Below are 18,581 nucleotides of genomic sequence, written 5' to 3'. Positions count from 1 at the left end.
AATTATTCTTTGTCGTCCTTGATTCCTTCTTGGATCTCGTCTTTGATTTCCTTAGAAGCATCTTTGAATTCTCTTATTCCCTTACCCAATCCTTTTGCCAGCTCAGGTATTTTTTTTGCACCGAAAAGGAGTATGATAACCAAAACTATAATTACAAGTTCCCATCCGCCAGGCATCCCAAATGCTAATACTGTATTCGTCATTTTGTTTTGATCTAGTGTGTACTGTTATTAGTCGGCAAAGATAAGCCAATTTGAATCAACTATACGATCGTCATATTCAAATAGTTGTCGGTGAGTTCTTTATTAGGTAATTCTGAAAATGACCCCGCTCATTTTAAAAATATCAAAAAATTATTCAAAAACTTAAACCAAAATATGGAAGCTCCGTTATATTTGTAATTACAAATTTTGTATAGACATATAATTTACTAAACTATTATCAAACATGTTAAACGTATTATTATTAACTATTGGACTAACATTGGGTCCTGTTGAATCAAATTCAACTTATAAGGCCAATGTTGAGGAAAGTAGCGTAGTCTGGACTGCGACTAAAGTTGTGAGTGGAGGCCATAGCGGGACAGTCAATATTTCCGAAGGTACTTTGGAAATCGATGGTTCTAAATTAACCGGAGGGTCTTTCGTGATTGACATGACTTCTATCAACAACACAGATCAAGAAGGCGAGTGGAAAGGAAAATTGGAAGGCCATCTCAAATCTGACGATTTCTTTGCTGTGGAAACCTACAAAACTGCGACACTTACCATTACTGAGGTAAAAAGTACAGCCAAAGACAAGTACAGTGTAACAGGTGATTTAACTATCAAGGGCAAAACGGAGTCTATTACATTTCCTGCGGATGTCAACGTGAAAGGTGGTAAGGCAACCGCAACGGCCAAAATAACTGTGGACAGATCTAAGTTTGACGTTAGATACGGTTCAAATAGCTTTTTTGACAATTTGGGTGATAAAGCCATTTCAGATGAATTCACTCTTGATGTAAGCTTAGTAGCTTCTAAGTAAGAATTGATAATATCTTTTCTAAGATATTAAATTTTGGGAATGATGCTAAATAGCGAAGGCCATTGGTCTTCGCTATTTTTTTTATCTTGTCGGAAAAAAGTCATGAATAGTCGAGATAAACGTTCTGTACTTGGTGGTCTGTTCATATTGATAGGTATTCTTTTTTTACTCGACAATTTACGCATTCTTCCAGTTGAAATTCCTTACTACTTTTTTACCTGGCAAATGGTGCTTGTGCTAATCGGTATTTATCAATTGCTGTCAGGCGAGACTAATGGTGGGCTCTTCTTTATCGTCTTAGGATTAATTTTTTGGCTTCCTGAATACTTCAATATAAGGTTCAGGGACTACTGGCCTGTGGTTCTTATTGCAGTTGGCATCGGTTTTCTTCTCGATAAAAGACGGAACTAGAGTCTGTTGATAATTATCTTAATCGGTATCTTCAAACTCCACATTTCGGCATTCTGACGTCTTAAACTGTCCATACAATGTATATAGAATTTAGATCCTCTTCCAATTGGGTATGTATACAAAACGGTCTTGTTGTCCAATTTTTGAATTGAATGGGTAAGTACTAAATCGTTCTCAAGATTATACTGATACGCCTCTAGTAATTGAGACTCAAGCTCTTCCGAATTCTTATTTGTTTTTCCCATCAGGCGTATTTCAGTATTGTAAGTTGTTGCCAGCGAATCCATTTTAAGCGACTTACCGGTTTTACATGTTGTACTATCAGTTTCAATTATTTTTTCTATTAGTAATCTGATTTCATCCCCTAGAATTGTTCCTCCCTGCAATATTTCTGCCTCAGTTACTTTTTTGATTTCCCGCGATTTCACTAACTCGGCAGGAGAAATCTTGTTCTTGTTTTGTTCATGACAGGCCAAAAATGGCAGCATTAAGATTAACCAGAAGTATCGCATTAGGGTGTTTTATAGTGCTCTTCCAAAATTATTCAATTCATTTCACTTTTTATGAAATTCCTGATGGATGTAAATTATTCTTCTTTCAAATCTTATTGGATAATCTCCTTCCATTTCTCTAACTATCCTACATACCGAGTGTTTAGATTTAAAAACAGTTTTAATAGCAATTGACCACTACAAAATAAATTGAAGTAGTTTTTTTGTACTCGCAATTAGGAACTTACTCTGCTTATCATTAATTTTTGATTTCTATGTTGCAAAAGGTCGAAGAAGAAGAAATTAACCCCCATATACTCACAAGAGAACTTCCTGTACTCGTGACAGGTGGTGCTGGCTATATGGCTTCTTGGCTCGTTAAATTTTTGCTTGAAGATGGATATAAGGTACGTATCACTGTTCGAGATTTAAATAAGGAAGATAAATACAAACACCTTCAAAAAATAGCAGAGAATGCACGTGGCTCATTAGACATTCTGGAAGCTGATCTGATGGACCCAGATGGGTTTAAGGCTGCCATGTATGGGTGTAATATCGTTTTTCATACTGCTTCTCCCTATTTACTAAGTGGAATCAGCAATCCTCAAAAGCAATTGATTGACCCATCATTTGAAGGCACGAGAAATGTGCTGGAAATGGTAAACAAGTCGCACTCGGTCAAAAAAGTTATTTTCACAAGTGCGATATCAGCTATTTATGGCGATATATCTGACATCTCAATAACCAAAAACAAGGCTTTTACAGAAGAATATTGGAACAAGACAAGCAATCTCAAGCACCAACCACTTGCATTTTCAAAAACTGTGGCCGAACGAGAAGCTTGGAGAATTCATGACGAACAAGAGCGTTGGAAAATGGTGGCGCTAAATCCGGCTATTATATTAGGCCCTTCCCTAACTACAAATAGTCGCTCGGGGAGTTTCGACTTTATTAAAAAAATAGCCAACGGCACGTTTAAAGCAGGTGTACCCAACGTCCAGTACGGTTTTGTTGATGTAAGGGATGTAGCACAAGCTCATATTTTTGCAGCACAAGATCAATATGCAGAAGGAAGGTTTATGCTTGTGAGTGAGTCCAAGTCTATGTTGGAGATTGCCAATATTCTACACAAAAAATTCGGTGAATCTTTTCCTTTTCCGAGAAAGGTATTTCCAAGAAAGATGCTTTACTTCTTCGGGTTTACGAAGGGCTTTTCAAGGAAATTCGTTGTGGAAAATGTTGATCAAACACTCAAATTTGATAATACCAAAAGTCGTCATGAAATTGGCGTTTATTACAAGCCAATTGATGAGGCTGCTACCGAATTACTTCAGTTTATTTTAGATAATAATTTGCTGGACTAAACTAATGACTTACTGATGCAGCGTACTTACTCGCTCTCCTCGCAATGTCATATATTCTTTCATCAAATTGGCCGTGAGGCAAGAGTGAACTGGTAGTATTCCAAATAGATCCCCTACTTTTATCTTTTCTATCTGGCCCTTCGGGACCGTAATCTTTCCATGCTCCTGAGAAAGAGATACCACTACAAAGTCATCCAGGGGCTCGCTCCATGTTTTACCATTGAGGGATACCACTTTACCGAAATATGCCTGACTCTTATCATCTTTCAGATAGTCCTTGCTCAAATGAACAGCTCCTCCATGAACTATGATTTCTGATCGCTCAGGATAGACGGCCACAACAGGTACAGCCAGGCAGACAGCAATATCGCCATAGTGACAAGATTCAATTTCGGCCTGCATTACATCATAAAATATCAAATTTCCAGGTCGGATTTCATCTACGTCTTCAAAGGACTCTACTAAACTACAAGACGGTGTATCTCCAATGGAGATCATCATGTCAGTACCTAATTGATCTCTGAGCTGATTCAATGCACTTACCTCGGTCTTGTATATTGAAAGAATCTTGTTTATCTCTGTTTGCTGATAGGTATGTCCAAAGTGAGCCAACAATCCCATGAACTGATGATGTTTCGCAATTGTAGTGATCAATTCTTTAATTTCAACTGCATTCTCATGCCAAATCCCAGCTCTGTGGTAGCCAGTATCAATTTTAATATAAACATCCACAGGATCTGAAATGCCTTGATTGATGTGGCCCATAGCATCGGAAGATTCCACAACCAAGCCCAGTTTTACTTGTCTTGCCAAATGTTGTAAGACATCTATTTGCAATATATTGACCGGAAAGGCAATAGTAATATCGTTCCAGCCATGGCCAGCAAAATACACAGCCATGTCAATAGAAGAAACCGTTATACTTTTTACCCCTTCTTCACGATACCATTCTCCAATCTCTTTTGAGAAATGAGTTTTGAAGTGTGGACGATAATTAACTCCGGAATCCCTTGCCTTCTCTACCATTCGTTTGATGTTTTGAATGGCCTTTTTTTTATCTAATAATAAGGTGGGCTTGGTGACTTTATACATATCTGGTGACGTTAAGACGCCAACAGACGTCTATGATAGTTGATCTGACCCAGGTGGTACATGAGATGGCCTGATAAATGAATCAGAAAATAGGAAAAAGTCATGGGTTTGCCAAATACTTCTAAAGGATATCTTTCTTCCAGCTTGTCATCGGTTAGTTTATCTAACGCCTTTTCAATAGCTGCTTTTGTAGTTCTGATTTCAGTTAGTATTTCTGAAACTGTAACATTTTTTTTCGCGAATTCTTCCTCTCTTTTCCTGATATACCCATCCTGCCCAACAATTGCTCCAATAAAGTGCTGTAGGTTGCCACATATATGCAAAGCTAAATTTCCTGCTGAATTTTTAATCTCTCCCCGGACTAGCCAAATTTCTTCTTCATTTGCGTACCCTGCTATTTCCTTTTCAAGATTAGAAAGATCTCGCAACAATATTTCTTTTATCGAAGAGGTATTGGTCTTGTTCATATGCTCGCGGGTGTGTTGATATAATTAAGAAATTCTTTCTTGGTGTCCTCATTCGTGAATTTGCCACTGAAATGAGCTGTTCCTGTTTTGCTATTCGTGTCGCCAACTCCTCTAGAAGAAACACACATGTGATTGGCATCAATAACAACTCCAACATCTTCGGTTTTGAGCACTCTTTTTAATTCGTTAGCTATCTGAACTGTCATGCGCTCTTGCACTTGTGGCCGCTTCGCATAATACTGCACAATGCGATTGATCTTGGATAAGCCAATCACCTTACCACTGGAAATATAAGCTACATGGGCTTTCCCGTAAATAGGAACAAAATGATGCTCACAATGAGAGTAGAATGTGATCTCCTTCTCTACCAACATCTGGTCATAGCCAAACTTATTTTCGAAGAGACGTGCATGGGGTTTGTTCTTTGGATTGAGTCCACTAAAAACTTCTTGAACGTACATTTTAGCCACACGATTGGGTGTGCCCTGTAGGCTGTCGTCGGTCAGGTCCAATCCAAGCACCTGCATGATCTCCTTGAAATGCTTTGCAATCAATTCAATTTTGAGCTCATCATCCATTTCAAACGCATCTGCACGAAGTGGTGTGTCAAAAGAGGTAGCCACATGATCCAGCTCATCGATTACATCATTCGATTGGGAATTCGACATAGTTTCTTTCTGTTTCATATAGCTTTATTTTCAAATCGTATTTTTCGTCAATTTCGCTTCTTAGCAAGTTGTGAATTACTACAACTATATTTTCGGCAGTAGGGTTCAGGTCTTTAAATTCCTCAACATCCAAATTCAAATTTTTGTGATCAAAGCGATTCAAAATTTTCTCTTCAATCAGGTCACTTAGCAACTTCAAATCATAAACATATCCGGTTTTAGGATCAACCTCGCCCAATACACCAACTTCCAAATTATAATTGTGCCCGTGGTAATTGGGGTTGTTGCACTTTCCAAATACTGTTTGGTTCATCTCTTCGCTCCATTCAGGATTGTGCAAGCGATGTGCCGCATTGAAATGCTCTACTCTATAGACGGCTGCTCTCATAATGCAATGTTACGCCATTCTGTCTAAATGGTTATTTTATAAATATTTAAACTTCGGCCTATAAAAAATGTAAAGGTCGCAACCTTGATTCGTTGAAAGGTGTTAAGTATAAGCTTTAGAGTTCTGTTTATGGAATTCGATTATCTTCGCGTGTTCAATCTAAAATATCTATTTCGATGGATTTTGATGAAATAAAAAGTCACATTATTAAATATCAAGAGGACGGTAAAAAACTTTTTACCACTTCTTCGTTTCAAACCCACAGTATCGTACTGCTTCATTTACTTAGCCGTATTGATCAATCGATTCCTGTGTATTGTTTGAATACAGGCTTTTTGTTTCCCGAAACAATGGCATATAAGGACCAACTGGCAGATGAGTTTGGACTTAATATGATAGAGATTAAGCCTGATGTACCTAAGAGCCTTCAAAAAGATAGCGAAGGCAAATTGTTGTTTGCTTCGGATCCGGATAGATGTTGTTATTACAACAAAGTCCAGCCAATGGATCGATTGCTGTCAGATTACGACATCTGGATCAATGGTATTCGTCGAGACCAAAATGCCAATCGGGCGAAAATGAGAGTGGAAGAAAAATCAAAATTCGATACTGTTCGGTTTCACCCGATGCTGGAATGGACGAACAAGATGATCTTCGATTATATCAAAGAATATGAGTTGCCTAAGCATCCGCTAGATGCTGATGGGTATACTAGTATTGGTTGTGAACCATGTACTCGTAAACCAAGCCTTGAAATGATGGAACGTGAGGCTCGCTGGTATGGAATGAACAAAACTGAGTGTGGACTACACACCGAATTAGTAAGTAAATAACCACCTGTTTTTTTGTATAAGCAATGAAAGTATTAATTACCGGCGGGGCCGGATATATTGGCACCAGATTAGTAAAACACCTGAGCAGCAATAAGGCTGTAGAAAAAATTGTGATTTACGACAATTTGATGCGAGGCAATTACAACTTGTTTTTAGGTGACAAGTTTATCAATCCTTTTGCCCTAGAATTTATAAAAGGTGATTTACTTGATTCCAGAAGTTTGAAGAAAGCGATGGAAGGTATCGATGTGGTGGTTCACTTGGCTGCCAAGGTCACTTCTCCGTTTGCCAATGTCAATCTCCACTTCTATGAGCAGATAAACAATTGGGGTACGGCAGAGTTGACTTACGCTATCGAAGAAAGTGAGGTTAAAAAAGTGATCTATCTCAGCAGCATGGGCGTATATGGTTTCGATGATGAGCCCATCTCCGATGATCATGAAGTTAACCCGTCCTCATTCTATGCCATTTCCAAACAAAGAGGAGAGGAACATATTCAACGACTGGGAAAAGAAAGAAATCCAATTGTATTGCGATGTGGAAATGTGTACGGCTACAGCAGAAGTATGAGGTTTGATGCCGTTATCAACAAGTTTGTTTTCGAGTGCAATTTCAATGGCCGACTACAAATCAATGGCAATGGAAACCAAAAAAGGGCTTTCATACATGTGAATTCATTAGCCAATATCATACAAGACGTCATTCAGGAAAATGTGCCTGCCGGTGCTTACAACACATCAGAAAGAAACCTCTCGGTACTTGATATTGTAGATGTGTTGAAAGAGCTCAAACCGGAGTTAGAGTTTTTGTTTGTAAATCAAAATACAGAACTGCAACAACAAATGGCTGCTACGGATCAAAAACTCATGCAGTATGTCAGCTACGGCAAGGACCTGCCTGAATTCAAAGATGAGATGATAGAGTTCTTGAATAGTTTTAGTTACTAGCCTTACTTACTACAAATTTTCCTCCTCCATAGCAAAGCAGAAAGAAGGAGATTGTCAAAAGGTGTATGGCCGGAGCCGTATTGATGTAACTGTCACCGATATGCACCATCAATATAGCAATTACAAAATTCGCTACCATGACCAAAGCAGACTCACGAACCCAAACTCCAAGAACCCAACAAATCCCCGCGGCGAATTGTAAATAGACAGATGCAAATGCTGACGTGATAGGAAATGGAAAACCATTCGCTCCCAGAAAGTCAGCGAATTCCATCATGCGATCATAACTAATGATATTGTCGAGGGTACCCCAAATGAGACGAATACCAAAACCGATTCTCAAAAACAATAAGGACAGATCGGCGTATTTGGAGAAGATTTTTTGCAGGTTCATGCTTTCAATTTAATCGAAAACAATCATTCACTCAAATTCCTGTATAGAATACAATTTGATCATCTGACGATTGGTCATAGCAGGCGGTACCATTCGCATGAGAAAATTGCGAATTGATCTCCCATATTCGATGTGTGCCAATCTTCCAACGTTTCTTGAACCACTGACAATTTGGTTTACCTTCTTTTTTCTTGTTTTCTCAAAAATTTGAAAGGACCTAACTGGGTCTGATTCTCTCTTTATTATTTGGCCCAAATAATAAGCATCTTCAACTCCTTGTGCGCCTCCCTGACCCATGTTCGGTGTAGTAGCATGTCCAGCATCACCGATTAGCACCACTCGACGGTCACTCCAGGCATCAAGTGGTTTCAGATCTGATATATCGCTTCTTATGATCTTTTCTGAAGGTGTCGCTTCAAGTATTGATTGCACAGGCTCAGCAAAATCTTTGAACATTTGCTTCAGTTTACTCTTTAGATTCTTCTGATTGTCTTTACCCCCAGAGGCAGCCTCGGCGACGGCAAACCAATAAACTTCATTTTCTCCAATTACAGAAATGCCAAACCTCACCCGATTTCCCCAGGTTTCTACACACGACCGTGAAAGCTTTTCTGGGAGTTCAAGCTTAGCGATGCCTCGCCAACAAGTCTGCCCTGAATAGCGCAACACTGAATGGGGAAACAATTGATTTCTGACCACAGAATGGATTCCATCTGCCGCAATTAGAGCATTGGAAATAACAGTCGATCCATCCTTAAAGTTGGCTGTTACCTTTTCATCCTCCTGATCAATCGATTCCAGAGCCATCCCCAAATGAATCTTTTCAGCAGGCAGTTGATTAAAAAGAATTTTCTGAAGCCTTGCCCGATGGATAGATACGATTGAATAGCCCAGTGCATCCACGATTATCTGCTGGTCCGTAGTATTTATGGTCCTAAAGCTTTGATCAGCTACCTCTACATGTTCAAGACTCATACCTTGGCCTTGTACTTCATCTGCAATTCCGAGCCATCCAAAAACCTGCATAGCATTAGACGCCATCCAAATACCGGCACCTAATTCATTAAGAGCTGGGGCAGCTTCGTACAGTTCATATTCCACTCCCAGTTTTTCAAAAGCAAGCGCCGTGGTAAGACCAGAAATACCTCCTCCAACGATCGTAAATTTCATATCAACAAGATAATTTTGACTCAATTATTTTCATTAAGGACTCTAGATATTTTTGGTCCTCTCCGTTGAAATCAGACAATCGGTCGCTATCTACATCTAAAATTAATTTTACCTCGCCATCTATAAGAGCAGGCACAACAATCTCAGATTTGGAGGCACTGCTACAGGCAATATGCCCAGGAAATTGATCAACGTCTTCAACAATCACTGTTCGTTTTTCCTCCCAGGCCTTACCACAAACTCCTTTGCCCTTTTGAATGCGTGTACATGCAATCGGGCCTTGAAATGGGCCCAAGACCAATTCGCCCTCTTTGACCAAGTAAAAACCAACCCAAAAGAAATCTAACCCTGCTTTTAATGCTGCAGTAATGTTAGCCAAATTTGCCATCAGGTCAGATTCAGAGGAGATTAAAGCTTCTATCTGCGGCAGTAAAGCTTCATACTTTTCTGTTCTACTATCAGTCTCCGGAAGGAATAGGTTTTCTGCCATTGTAATGATGTTTAAAATGCAATTTTACGATCTATGGCCTTAATAGTTCATCATTTCTAAGGATATTTATCACATGTACGATGTCATAGTAGTCGGTGGTGGTATAGCCGGTTTAGTCAACTCTATTTTGCTGAGTCGCTCTGGACTTAAGGTAGCACTTTTTGAAAAAAAATCGTACCCTTTTCATCGTGTATGCGGAGAGTACATTTCTAATGAGGTAAAACCCTTTTTGGTGCGTAATGAGTTATTTCCGGAAGAGCTCAATCCAACTGAGATTGCTAATTTCAGACTTACTTCCATTAATGGCAAACAAGCTCAACTATCCCTGAAAATGGGCGGCTTTGGTATTAGTCGTTTTTCATTTGATCATTATCTCTTCCAACAAGCCGAAAGTGCCGGGGTCGAGGTTTACCAAAATTCGGTAGTCATTGATGTCCGCATGACAGATGATTTCTTTTATGTGGCAACAAAAAGTCAGGTTTATGAAACAAGACTTGTGATTGGAGCTCATGGCAAGCGGTCTGTCCTCGATAAAACCCGTAAATTCATGCAAAAGAAGTCTCCTTATCTTGGAGTAAAATATCACATAAAAACAACTTTCCCTGACGATGAGATTGCGCTCCACAATTTCCAGGATGGATATTGTGGCATCAGTCAGGTGGAGGGAGGAATTTCCAATTTGTGCTATTTGTCCCACCGAGACAACCTCCGAAAGCATAAAACCATCACTGAAATGGAGCAAGCTGTTCTTCATCAAAATCCATTTCTAAAAAGGATTTGGAATGACTCAGAATTTTTGTTCGATGAACCCTTGGTAATAAATGAAATATCGTTTGAAAAAAAAGAACTTGTTCACAATCATATTTTAATGTGTGGAGACACGGCTGGCATGATTACTCCATTATGCGGAAATGGCATGGCCATGGCTATTCGTTCGGCTAACTTGCTTTCCGAATTGATACTGGAATCATGGAAGAATGGCAGATTTGATCGCCAAAAGCTGGAAACCGCCTACATTAAAAAATGGAGCCAGACATTTGCTTTCAGATTATGGTCGGGAAGAGAAATTCAAAAATTATTTGGATCCAAATCGTCCTCTAATTTAGGGGTTAGTTTGGCTAACGTCAGACCTCTGGGTCAAGCCATAGTAGGACTAACACATGGGAAAGTTTTTTGACTTCAAAAATGCTTGTCCATTTTTCGGTTGAATCATATTTCATCTTCCTCTAATTTAGCAAACTAATACCTAATTTTATGACTATGCAACTTTCGATTTTGCCAGATATCGACATCATGTATGATGCCCTAGTTCGTAAGGACAGTTCTTTTGAAGGGGTCTTCTTTGCAGCGGTCAAAACCACAGGAATATTTTGTCGTCCTACTTGTCATGCACGTAAACCTAAGGCAGAAAATGTTGAGTACTTTGGCAACTCAAAAGAAGCTCTGGATCACGGCTATCGCCCGTGTAAAGTTTGTCATCCTATGGAAATGAAGGGCGTTAGTCCTATTTGGCTCAAGTCACTCTTGGACAACATTGAAACAACACCGAATATTAGAATAAATGATCAGAACCTAAGAGACAGAGGACTTGACCCGACTCGCGTACGACGCTGGTTCAAAAAAAATCACGGCATGACTTTCCAGGCTTATCTCCGATCGCTTCGCATAAACAACGCCTTCGGACAAATTAGGCAAGGAGATCGTGTTATTCAGTCTGCATATAGCAATGGCTTCGAATCGCTGAGTGGGTTTCTTGACAGTTTTAAAAACTCAACAGGGTTTAGTCCAAAAGAAAGCAAATACAAAAATGTAATTTCAGTGACTAGAGTCCCTACACCTTTGGGTCCAATGATAGCTGGTGCTACAGATAAAGGCATTTGCCTATTGGAATTTACAGATCGTCGAATGATCGAGACGCAAGTGGAACGCTTAAGAAAATACTTAAAGGCAGAACTCATTCCTGGACAAAACCCCTACTTTGAATTACTCACAAACGAACTCAATCAATATTTTGAAGGCTCATTAAAAAAATTCACCGTACCGTTGGAGATTCCTGGTACTGCCTTTCAGCAAAAAGTCTGGAAGGAACTGCAGGGAATACCTTATGGGAAAACCCGAAGCTATAAGGATCAGGCAGTAGCTATCAATAATCTGGGAGCCATCCGAGCCGTAGCCAAAACCAATGGTGACAACCGCATTGCCATCATTATTCCTTGTCATCGCGTCATAGGTTCTGACGGTTCGATGACGGGATATGGAGGAGGAGTATGGAGGAAACAATGGATGCTAGATTTGGAGGTTAAAAATAGTCTCACTAGCTAGTATCCTAATTATTGAATTATCTTCGCTCAAAAATGATCTGAAGTGAAACCTCCAAAGGCCTTTCCTGAAAACAGCAAATTCAAGAATCTCAAAAAATTTCAGGCCTCTCCCATTATTTACATGAAGGAGGCCACACAGAAATACGGTTCACCAGTTGACCTAAACTTACCAATTGGTAAATTTGCACTCATTTCAGATCCCAATCACGCACAGCATGTACTTGCCAATAACCATGAAAACTATACCAAAAGTAATGGTTACAAGCAGGTTGCCTTAGTTCTTGGTAATGGACTATTGACCGCTGAAGGAGACGACTGGCACAAGAATAGAAAAATTCTTCAGCCGTCTTTCCACAAAGCGGAGCTAAGAAAATTACTACCTGCAGTTTGGCAAACAGGAGCACAATATTTGGAGAATCTTCATGATAAAGAAAGTGTTAGAATCGATACCGAAATGAATGGGCTCACGCTTACCATTCTGTTGAATTCTCTTATTTATTCCTCCGATGAGGCAATTCTTGCTAAAATGTCTGAACACATTACCTTCGGGCAAGAATTTATTGTTAGCCGCATCCGCAATCCTATCAAATGGCCGCTTTGGATTCCTTCTAAAAAGAATCGACGTTATCACACGATGATGGAGGATTCGCACAACCTCATTCAGCGTACCATTGACGAACGAAGTAGTCCGAACGTAAATGAGGTTAAAGACCTACTGTCTGTTTTGCTTAAAAATTTTGACTCAAATAAGGAATTTGCACAAATCCGAGATGAGATACTCACTTTCCTCGTAGCGGGACACGAGACATCATCTTTAGGAATGACCTGGACATTACATCTCTTGGCTCATCATCCCGAAATCCAAGACAGGCTGCATCAAGAGGTTCAAAACTTGGATAAGTTGGAGAAACTTGACGTCATGAATTTTACTAATCTTAAATTTACAAGTCAGGTCGTCAAAGAGTCCATGCGCATGTATCCACCAGTTTGGAATATTGTGCGTAAATCAAGAGCCGAGGACAAAATCGGTAACTTTGAAATTGAAAAGGGCTATCAGCTGATGACTAGCATTTATGAGCTACACCATCATCCTTCGTACTGGGATCATCCAAATGTCTTCAACCCTGATAGGTTCGAAGGTTATAACCTAAAGCATAAGTTTCAGTACCTACCATTTGGTGGAGGGCCCAGATTTTGTATAGGCAATAATTTTGCTATGTTCGAAATGATTCTTTTACTCGTACAATTTGTAAAGAAGTTTGAGATTAAGCCACTATCACCAAGAACAATCGAATTCAACCCGTTGTTGACTCTTCGGCCAAATCAACCAATGAACGTTCGGCTCCTAAAGAGATAGTTCTTCTTTCGTTTATTCGAATTCTAAAATCGTATTATTTTCAACTCTAAATAATTTCATAGTATCAAACTTATCCTGCAACAAATTTCTCGTACGTTCCTCCCTTGCGTCAGTCACAAACACCTGTCCAAAGTTTTCTGAGCCTATGATGGTCATTAGTTCTCGGATTCTAGAGTCATCCAGTTTATCGAAGATGTCATCGAGTAGCAAAATAGGTGTAATCCCAAGGTGCGACTTTACAAACTCAAACTGTGCCAACTTCAAGCTAATAAGCAGCGACTTCTGTTGACCCTGGGAGCCAAATTTTTTAATTGGCATCCCATCAATTTCGAAAAGATATTCGTCTCTGTGTATTCCCAAATTTGTACGTTGAGTGATAATATCTTTTTGAATCCCTTTGTGATAATTTTCAGTAAAATTGGTATCCAGCACCTTAGTATTATAACCAATAAACACCATTTCTCTCTTCTCAGCTATTTTGTCATAATTCGATTGGAAATGAGGAAGAAACTCCTCAATAAAAACTTTTCTTTTTTTTGCAACCTTCTGACTTGCTTGTATAAGAGGTTTATTGTAAGTCTCTAGCATGACCTGGTCGACCTTTCCGGACTCCGCCATGGATTTGAGCAATGCATTGCGTTGTTTGAGGTATTGATTGTACCTTATTAAAGACTGTAAATAACCGGAGTCATACTGAGAAATAATACTATCAAAGAATTTTCTACGTGTTTCATTGCTTTCACGAATCAGCTCATCGTCATTTGGAGCTATTAAGACCAGCGGAAATTTGCCAATATGCTCACTAAGTTTTTCATATTCTAAATCATCTACCCTGAAGGTTTTTCTGCTGTTTTTCTTCAAACTGCAATGAACCCTACTTTCCTTATCAACTGATGAGAACTTTCCATTTATCACAAAATATTGACTACCATGAGTGATACTTTGAGAATCCAAAGCATGAAAGGCACTTTTGGTGGTCGATAAATAGTGGATGGCATCTAGAATATTAGTTTTTCCACTCCCGTTCATTCCAACCAGGCAATTGAAGTGCTCGCAAAATGAAACCTCAGCCTTTTCATAATTTTTAAAATATTGCAAGGAGAGTGATTGAAGGAACATAATGCTTTGCTGTGACTACTAATTTAACTAATTTCGCAGTTCGTAAAAACGAGCGAAACGACAATCCCAAAGTACTTAATTCAGTCAAACCGCTTAAATAACTTTTGAAATGGCAAGTGTAAAAGAAAAAAAGAAATCAAAAGCAACATCTAAAAACGAATTCTCAAAATCGACATACATTACATGGTATGAGACCATGTTGATGATGAGAAAATTTGAGGAGAAAGCGGGTCAACTTTATGGTCAACAAAAAATCAAGGGATTCTGTCACCTTTACATTGGTCAGGAAGCCTGTGTAGCTGGAGCAGTAAGTGCGCTTGAAGAAGGAGATAAGTACATTACCGCCTATAGAGATCACGCACATCCAATCGCTTTAGGTACTGATCCTAAACGAATTATGGCTGAACTTTTCGCAAAAGAAACTGGAATTTCAAAAGGGAAAGGCGGCTCTATGCACATTTTCGATAAAGAACATAACTTCTTTGGTGGGCATGGGATTGTCGGTGGCCAGGTACCTCTAGGAGCAGGAATCGCTTTCGCCGAAAAATATAATAACACTGGCAAACTTTGTATTTGCTACATGGGAGATGGTGCTGTAAGACAAGGTGCTTTTCACGAGGCATTAAATATCGCCATGACGATGAAAATACCTGTAATTTTTGTCATTGAGAACAATGGTTATGCCATGGGAACCTCAGTTCAAAGAACATCTAATGTAACAGGACTGGATCAATTGGGAGCTGCCTATGAAATGCCTTCGGAGTCAGTAGATGGTATGTCCGTTATCGACGTTCACCATGCTGTGGCTCGAGCGGCTGAAAGAGCAAGAAAAGGTGATGGCCCTACCTTGCTTGAATTCAGGACTTACAGATACAAAGGTCACTCCATGTCCGATCCTGCTAAATATAGGACGAAAGAAGAAGTTGAGACCTACAAAGCCAAAGACCCTGTAGAAATGGTGAGAAAAGAAATTCTCAGCAAGAAATTAGCAACAGAAAACGAATTAACAACAATAGACCAGAAAGTAAAGGAAGAAGTAAGCCTTTGCGTGAAATTCGCTGAGGAATCGGCATATCCAGCACCGGAAAATGCCTACACAGATGTGTATGCTGATCCAGCCTATCCATTCTTGGAAGACTAAAAACGGATATAAATGATGGCAATCACAGATGATTTTAAAATATTGCTACATTTGCGGTCAGAATTTTTGAAATAGAATGACAAAGAAGAAAAAAAGTACGGAAAGTCACGATCACGATTTGTTTGAGAATCCGGAAGCAATAGCAGAACAATTTTCAAGAACTGAGCAGTTTATTGAAAAAAATAAAACAGCCGTTTCAGTGGTGGCAGGAATCATACTTGTTGCAATACTAGGCTACATGTTCAGCAATTATTACATCAAGGGTCAGAATGACAATGCACAAAGAGACATGTTTCAGGCAGTCTATTACTTTGAAGCAGATAGTCTGGGCAAGGCTTTGAATGGGGATGGCAACAATTATGGTTTCTTAGAAATCATAAGTGAGTATGGTATGACTGATGCTGCCAACATGGCCAATTACTACTCAGGTGCAATTTATCTGAAGTTGGGGGATTTCGAAAATGCTGTCAGATATCTTAGTGCTTTTAGTGCGAACGACTATGTAATTCAGGCACGTGCTTATGCACTGATTGGAGATGCCAAAATGGAGCTGGGAGATTTTGCCGAAGCTGCCGGTCTATATGAAAAAGCAGCAGATTACAATTCGAACAAACAGTTCAGCCCTACATATCTTGTAAAGGCAGCCATTGCCAATGAGCAAGCAGGTAATTTAAATGCAGCTAAAGATAACTATCAAACAATCGTTGATGATTTCTATGGTGTCTTAGAATATCAAGAATCTGTGAAACATTTAGCTCGATTAGAAGGACTGGCTAACTAAGCTCATGCATAAAACATTTAAAAAGGGATGAGTTTTTTACTCCTCCCTTTTTTATTTTAACTCCAAGAATAGGACTTATGGCTAGCAATCTTAAAAATCTCAGTGAATACAGCGTCAAGAACGTATTAGACATTTCTAATAAAACCTTCGCCATTGTAGTTTCAGAGTGGAATGAAGAGGTTACAGAATCACTCTTCAACGGCGCCTTGGAAACACTTAAGCAGCATGGTGCTTTACCAAATAACATAGTAAGGGTTGATGTGCCTGGAAGTTTTGAATTAAGCCTCGGTGCTCAAAAACTTGCACAGCGAGATGATGTGGATGCCGTTATCTGCCTTGGGTGTGTTATTCAAGGGGAAACTCGCCACTTCGATTTCATATGCGATGCAGTTGCCCACGGTATAACCAATGTTTCTCTGAAATATGACAAACCGGTAATTTTTGGTGTCCTCACTCCTGAGACTCAGAAACAAGCAACAGATCGTGCAGGAGGCAAACATGGAAATAAAGGAGACGAGGCGGCTATTACGGCCATTAAAATGCTCTCGATCTAATCAACTTCTTCTTTACAAGATTCCCCAGTAGAAGAATATCAGCCATACAAGTACGAATAGAGGCAGCAGAATTGGGATGGAAAATCTAATGATGTAGCCAAAAAACGAAGGCATTTTTATACCCACTTGCTCAGCTATCGATTTAACCATAAAATTTGGCCCGTTTCCAATATATGTCATAGAACCGAAGAAGACGGCTGCTATTGATATAGCCTTCAGAGACAAAATAGAATTGACAAATTCTCCATCAGAGAACGCGACAACATCTGTTATTGAGTTGATTGAGCCTCCTTGCGAAGCAAGTGCAGCCGTAAGGAAATTTATATAAGTTGGTGCATTATCCAAAAAGCCAGATAGCACTCCAGTTCCCCAATACAATGTATTATGAGTGATCATTGCTGCACCAGCATCTGATTGGGCAAAATTGCCAACCAATTCCAGTGCAGGCATCATTGTTCCAAAAATCCCAATGAAAATAAAAGCTACTTCTCGAATCGGTTCGAAATTAAACTCGTTCCATTGGAGTGCTTCCTTATTGGCAAACTTATAAGAGAGAAATCCAGCTGTAAGCATGATTATTTCTCTTAAATAAGAAAATTTCTGGCCATCATAATGAATAGCTGGTACCCAATCCAAAACATTTGGGTCTAAAAATACCGCACCAACTATAACAGCCAACCATAGAAAATTCTTTGTGCCAACAAAAGTAACCGTGTTTGATGGAGTATGGGTGCTTTCTCCAAAACTGTAATCTGCTTTGTTCTTTTTATCGGTGAAATAGAATACCACAGCTAAAGCAAGACAAGCAAAAATCCAGGGAATGATATTGTATTTGAGCGTCCAAAAGAAAGGTACTCCTTTGAGAAAGCCCAAAAATAGAGGTGGGTCTCCAATTGGAGTAAGTGAGCCACCAATATTACTTACCATGAAAATGAAGAATATGATATGGTAAGGTTTTATTCTGTTTTTATTCAGTCTGATAAAGGGTCTGATCAAAAGCATGGAAGCTCCTGTAGTACCAATAACGTTTGAAATCAATGCACCAATCAAAAGAATGATCACGTTTGTAACTGGTTTGGCCTCCTTATCCACCTCAATCATAATACCTCCTGAGGCTATAAATAATCCACTTAACAAAGCGATAAATTGTACGTATTCTGCCAGTGCATGAACAGGTGCATGAACGTTGTGCAAGCCAAATAAATAGTACAAAACGACCATCGATGCTAATGCACAGGCTACTATTGGATAATTTTTGTGCCAAAAGTGCTCATAGAATAGAGGTCCGGTGGCAATCATTATCAGTAAGAGAGCAAATGGAATAACCGACCAACCTGGTGCATGATGGTGTTCATCTTCGTCAGGCTCCTCAGCAACACTGGTTTCAACAACCGTTTGCTTTGCAAACACCTCTTCATTGGCCTTTATATTGCCGGCATACCCTTTCAGGCCGATACTCAACAAAATAAAAAGAACCAAATATTTATACATACTGCTTAAGAATAAATGAGGGCAATTATATGAAATCTGAACCGATCATTTTAGTTTCCAGTTGGAATTTTTTTAA

22 protein-coding genes are annotated in these 18,581 nt (G+C 39.3%); 11 read left to right on the top strand and 11 right to left on the bottom strand.

Annotation, left to right across the window (positions count from 1 at the left end; genetic code table 11):
* Positions 1–2 precede the first annotated feature (2 nt).
* Positions 3–203 carry a twin-arginine translocase TatA/TatE family subunit gene (gene tatA / locus ABJD64_RS18500; RefSeq protein ID WP_176214756.1) on the bottom strand — a complete coding sequence of 67 codons (201 nt, stop codon included), beginning with the start codon at positions 201–203 and terminating at the stop codon, positions 3–5.
* Between the two features lie 244 nt (positions 204–447).
* Here tatA and ABJD64_RS18495 point away from each other — a divergent pair, with 244 nt between their 5' ends.
* Both ABJD64_RS18495 and ABJD64_RS18490 read left to right on the top strand, forming a co-directional pair.
* The gene (locus ABJD64_RS18495) at positions 448–1,026 is read left to right on the top strand and encodes a YceI family protein (protein WP_348180769.1); all 579 of its coding nucleotides are present in this window, start codon (positions 448–450) and stop codon (positions 1,024–1,026) included.
* Positions 1,027–1,128: 102 nt separating this feature from the next.
* Positions 1,129–1,437, top strand: a complete 309-nt coding sequence (locus ABJD64_RS18490) for a DUF5668 domain-containing protein (RefSeq protein WP_348180770.1) — start codon at positions 1,129–1,131, stop codon at positions 1,435–1,437.
* Here ABJD64_RS18490 and ABJD64_RS18485 read toward each other — a convergent pair.
* Entirely contained in the window at positions 1,434–1,949 is a 516-nt protein-coding gene (locus ABJD64_RS18485) for a hypothetical protein (RefSeq protein ID WP_348180771.1), read from the bottom strand. The genes ABJD64_RS18490 and ABJD64_RS18485 overlap by 4 nt on opposite strands.
* 254 nt (positions 1,950–2,203) lie before the next feature.
* On the opposite strand from ABJD64_RS18485, the gene ABJD64_RS18480 reads away from it, so the two are divergent.
* On the top strand, positions 2,204–3,292 hold the full coding sequence (locus ABJD64_RS18480) for an NAD-dependent epimerase/dehydratase family protein (RefSeq protein WP_348180772.1): 1,089 nt from the start codon (positions 2,204–2,206) through the stop codon (positions 3,290–3,292).
* A gap of 9 nt (positions 3,293–3,301) precedes the next feature.
* Here ABJD64_RS18480 and ABJD64_RS18475 read toward each other — a convergent pair whose 3' ends face one another.
* Genes ABJD64_RS18475 through ABJD64_RS18460 form a run of 4 tightly spaced genes read right to left on the bottom strand, consistent with a single transcriptional unit; the run spans position 3,302 to position 5,907 of the window.
* A complete protein-coding gene (locus ABJD64_RS18475) occupies positions 3,302–4,384 on the bottom strand; it encodes an alanine racemase (protein ID WP_348180773.1) in 1,083 nt (360 codons plus the stop codon).
* 11 nt (positions 4,385–4,395) lie between these two features.
* Positions 4,396–4,851 carry a DinB family protein gene (locus ABJD64_RS18470; protein ID WP_348180774.1) on the bottom strand — a complete coding sequence of 152 codons (456 nt, stop codon included), beginning with the start codon at positions 4,849–4,851 and terminating at the stop codon, positions 4,396–4,398.
* Positions 4,848–5,537, bottom strand: coding sequence for a GTP cyclohydrolase I FolE (folE, locus tag ABJD64_RS18465; protein ID WP_348180775.1), 690 nt, complete (start codon positions 5,535–5,537; stop codon positions 4,848–4,850). Before folE ends, ABJD64_RS18470 begins: the two co-directional genes overlap by 4 nt.
* The gene (locus ABJD64_RS18460) at positions 5,497–5,907 is read right to left on the bottom strand and encodes a 6-carboxytetrahydropterin synthase (RefSeq protein ID WP_348180776.1); all 411 of its coding nucleotides are present in this window, start codon (positions 5,905–5,907) and stop codon (positions 5,497–5,499) included. Before ABJD64_RS18460 ends, folE begins: the two co-directional genes overlap by 41 nt.
* A 176-nt stretch (positions 5,908–6,083) precedes the next feature.
* On the opposite strand from ABJD64_RS18460, the gene ABJD64_RS18455 reads away from it, so the two are divergent.
* Positions 6,084–6,740, top strand: a complete 657-nt coding sequence (locus ABJD64_RS18455; protein ID WP_348180777.1) for a phosphoadenylyl-sulfate reductase — start codon at positions 6,084–6,086, stop codon at positions 6,738–6,740.
* Between the two features lie 23 nt (positions 6,741–6,763).
* On the top strand, positions 6,764–7,687 hold the full coding sequence (locus ABJD64_RS18450) for an SDR family oxidoreductase (RefSeq protein WP_348180778.1): 924 nt from the start codon (positions 6,764–6,766) through the stop codon (positions 7,685–7,687).
* Here the strand turns inward: ABJD64_RS18450 and ABJD64_RS18445 are convergent.
* From ABJD64_RS18445 to ABJD64_RS18435, 3 genes are read right to left on the bottom strand one after another with little or no spacing between them, the layout of a single operon-like run.
* Complete coding sequence (locus ABJD64_RS18445; RefSeq protein ID WP_348180779.1) at positions 7,677–8,081, bottom strand: DoxX family protein; 405 nt, start codon at positions 8,079–8,081, stop codon at positions 7,677–7,679. The genes ABJD64_RS18450 and ABJD64_RS18445 overlap by 11 nt on opposite strands.
* Positions 8,082–8,108: 27 nt before the next feature.
* Entirely contained in the window at positions 8,109–9,251 is a 1,143-nt protein-coding gene (locus ABJD64_RS18440; protein WP_348180780.1) for an FAD-dependent monooxygenase, read from the bottom strand.
* 1 nt (position 9,252) lies between these two features.
* Entirely contained in the window at positions 9,253–9,741 is a 489-nt protein-coding gene (locus ABJD64_RS18435) for a GAF domain-containing protein (RefSeq protein ID WP_348180781.1), read from the bottom strand.
* 73 nt (positions 9,742–9,814) lie between these two features.
* Here ABJD64_RS18435 and ABJD64_RS18430 point away from each other — a divergent pair, with 73 nt between their 5' ends.
* The 3 genes from ABJD64_RS18430 (at position 9,815) to ABJD64_RS18420 (ending at position 13,419) form a co-directional block, all read left to right on the top strand.
* Positions 9,815–10,918 (top strand): NAD(P)/FAD-dependent oxidoreductase, encoded by a 1,104-nt coding sequence (locus ABJD64_RS18430; RefSeq protein ID WP_348180782.1) that lies wholly within the window; start codon positions 9,815–9,817, stop codon positions 10,916–10,918.
* 83 nt (positions 10,919–11,001) lie between these two features.
* Positions 11,002–12,063 (top strand): methylated-DNA--[protein]-cysteine S-methyltransferase, encoded by a 1,062-nt coding sequence (locus tag ABJD64_RS18425; protein WP_348180783.1) that lies wholly within the window; start codon positions 11,002–11,004, stop codon positions 12,061–12,063.
* A gap of 42 nt (positions 12,064–12,105) precedes the next feature.
* Positions 12,106–13,419, top strand: a complete 1,314-nt coding sequence (locus ABJD64_RS18420; RefSeq protein ID WP_348180784.1) for a cytochrome P450 — start codon at positions 12,106–12,108, stop codon at positions 13,417–13,419.
* A 12-nt stretch (positions 13,420–13,431) separates the two neighbouring features.
* Here ABJD64_RS18420 and ABJD64_RS18415 read toward each other — a convergent pair whose 3' ends face one another.
* On the bottom strand, positions 13,432–14,538 hold the full coding sequence (locus tag ABJD64_RS18415) for a DNA replication/repair protein RecF (RefSeq protein WP_348180785.1): 1,107 nt from the start codon (positions 14,536–14,538) through the stop codon (positions 13,432–13,434).
* A gap of 109 nt (positions 14,539–14,647) precedes the next feature.
* Here ABJD64_RS18415 and pdhA point away from each other — a divergent pair, with 109 nt between their 5' ends.
* The 3 genes from pdhA (at position 14,648) to ribH (ending at position 17,014) form a co-directional block, all read left to right on the top strand.
* On the top strand, positions 14,648–15,679 hold the full coding sequence (pdhA, locus tag ABJD64_RS18410; protein WP_348180786.1) for a pyruvate dehydrogenase (acetyl-transferring) E1 component subunit alpha: 1,032 nt from the start codon (positions 14,648–14,650) through the stop codon (positions 15,677–15,679).
* A 76-nt stretch (positions 15,680–15,755) separates the two neighbouring features.
* Complete coding sequence (locus ABJD64_RS18405) at positions 15,756–16,460, top strand: tetratricopeptide repeat protein (RefSeq protein ID WP_348180787.1); 705 nt, start codon at positions 15,756–15,758, stop codon at positions 16,458–16,460.
* Between the two features lie 77 nt (positions 16,461–16,537).
* A complete protein-coding gene (gene ribH, locus ABJD64_RS18400; RefSeq protein ID WP_348180788.1) occupies positions 16,538–17,014 on the top strand; it encodes a 6,7-dimethyl-8-ribityllumazine synthase in 477 nt (158 codons plus the stop codon).
* Positions 17,015–17,026: 12 nt separating this feature from the next.
* Here the strand turns inward: ribH and ABJD64_RS18395 are convergent, their stop codons facing one another.
* Positions 17,027–18,505 carry a sodium:proton antiporter gene (locus ABJD64_RS18395; RefSeq protein WP_348180789.1) on the bottom strand — a complete coding sequence of 493 codons (1,479 nt, stop codon included), beginning with the start codon at positions 18,503–18,505 and terminating at the stop codon, positions 17,027–17,029.
* Positions 18,506–18,581: the final 76 nt, after the last annotated feature.

Source organism: Reichenbachiella sp. (genome assembly GCF_039944555.1).
Classification (GTDB): domain Bacteria; phylum Bacteroidota; class Bacteroidia; order Cytophagales; family Cyclobacteriaceae; genus Reichenbachiella.
This window is presented reverse-complemented; position numbering and strand designations above follow the sequence as displayed.

Coding starts and splice junctions, on each gene's coding strand:
- ABJD64_RS18450 (WP_348180778.1), top strand. CDS start 6,764: ATGAAAGTATTAATTACCGGCGGGGCCGGATATATTGGCACCAGATTA.
- ABJD64_RS18435 (WP_348180781.1), bottom strand. CDS start 9,741: ATGGCAGAAAACCTATTCCTTCCGGAGACTGATAGTAGAACAGAAAAG.
- ABJD64_RS18480 (WP_348180772.1), top strand. CDS start 2,204: ATGTTGCAAAAGGTCGAAGAAGAAGAAATTAACCCCCATATACTCACA.
- ABJD64_RS18470 (WP_348180774.1), bottom strand. CDS start 4,851: ATGAACAAGACCAATACCTCTTCGATAAAAGAAATATTGTTGCGAGAT.
- ABJD64_RS18445 (WP_348180779.1), bottom strand. CDS start 8,081: ATGAACCTGCAAAAAATCTTCTCCAAATACGCCGATCTGTCCTTATTG.
- ABJD64_RS18475 (WP_348180773.1), bottom strand. CDS start 4,384: ATGTATAAAGTCACCAAGCCCACCTTATTATTAGATAAAAAAAAGGCC.
- ABJD64_RS18405 (WP_348180787.1), top strand. CDS start 15,756: ATGACAAAGAAGAAAAAAAGTACGGAAAGTCACGATCACGATTTGTTT.
- folE (WP_348180775.1), bottom strand. CDS start 5,537: ATGAAACAGAAAGAAACTATGTCGAATTCCCAATCGAATGATGTAATC.
- ABJD64_RS18460 (WP_348180776.1), bottom strand. CDS start 5,907: ATGAGAGCAGCCGTCTATAGAGTAGAGCATTTCAATGCGGCACATCGC.
- ABJD64_RS18395 (WP_348180789.1), bottom strand. CDS start 18,505: ATGTATAAATATTTGGTTCTTTTTATTTTGTTGAGTATCGGCCTGAAA.
- ABJD64_RS18425 (WP_348180783.1), top strand. CDS start 11,002: ATGCAACTTTCGATTTTGCCAGATATCGACATCATGTATGATGCCCTA.
- pdhA (WP_348180786.1), top strand. CDS start 14,648: ATGGCAAGTGTAAAAGAAAAAAAGAAATCAAAAGCAACATCTAAAAAC.
- tatA (WP_176214756.1), bottom strand. CDS start 203: ATGACGAATACAGTATTAGCATTTGGGATGCCTGGCGGATGGGAACTT.
- ABJD64_RS18490 (WP_348180770.1), top strand. CDS start 1,129: ATGAATAGTCGAGATAAACGTTCTGTACTTGGTGGTCTGTTCATATTG.
- ABJD64_RS18430 (WP_348180782.1), top strand. CDS start 9,815: ATGTACGATGTCATAGTAGTCGGTGGTGGTATAGCCGGTTTAGTCAAC.
- ribH (WP_348180788.1), top strand. CDS start 16,538: ATGGCTAGCAATCTTAAAAATCTCAGTGAATACAGCGTCAAGAACGTA.
- ABJD64_RS18455 (WP_348180777.1), top strand. CDS start 6,084: ATGGATTTTGATGAAATAAAAAGTCACATTATTAAATATCAAGAGGAC.
- ABJD64_RS18415 (WP_348180785.1), bottom strand. CDS start 14,538: ATGTTCCTTCAATCACTCTCCTTGCAATATTTTAAAAATTATGAAAAG.
- ABJD64_RS18485 (WP_348180771.1), bottom strand. CDS start 1,949: ATGCGATACTTCTGGTTAATCTTAATGCTGCCATTTTTGGCCTGTCAT.
- ABJD64_RS18495 (WP_348180769.1), top strand. CDS start 448: ATGTTAAACGTATTATTATTAACTATTGGACTAACATTGGGTCCTGTT.
- ABJD64_RS18440 (WP_348180780.1), bottom strand. CDS start 9,251: ATGAAATTTACGATCGTTGGAGGAGGTATTTCTGGTCTTACCACGGCG.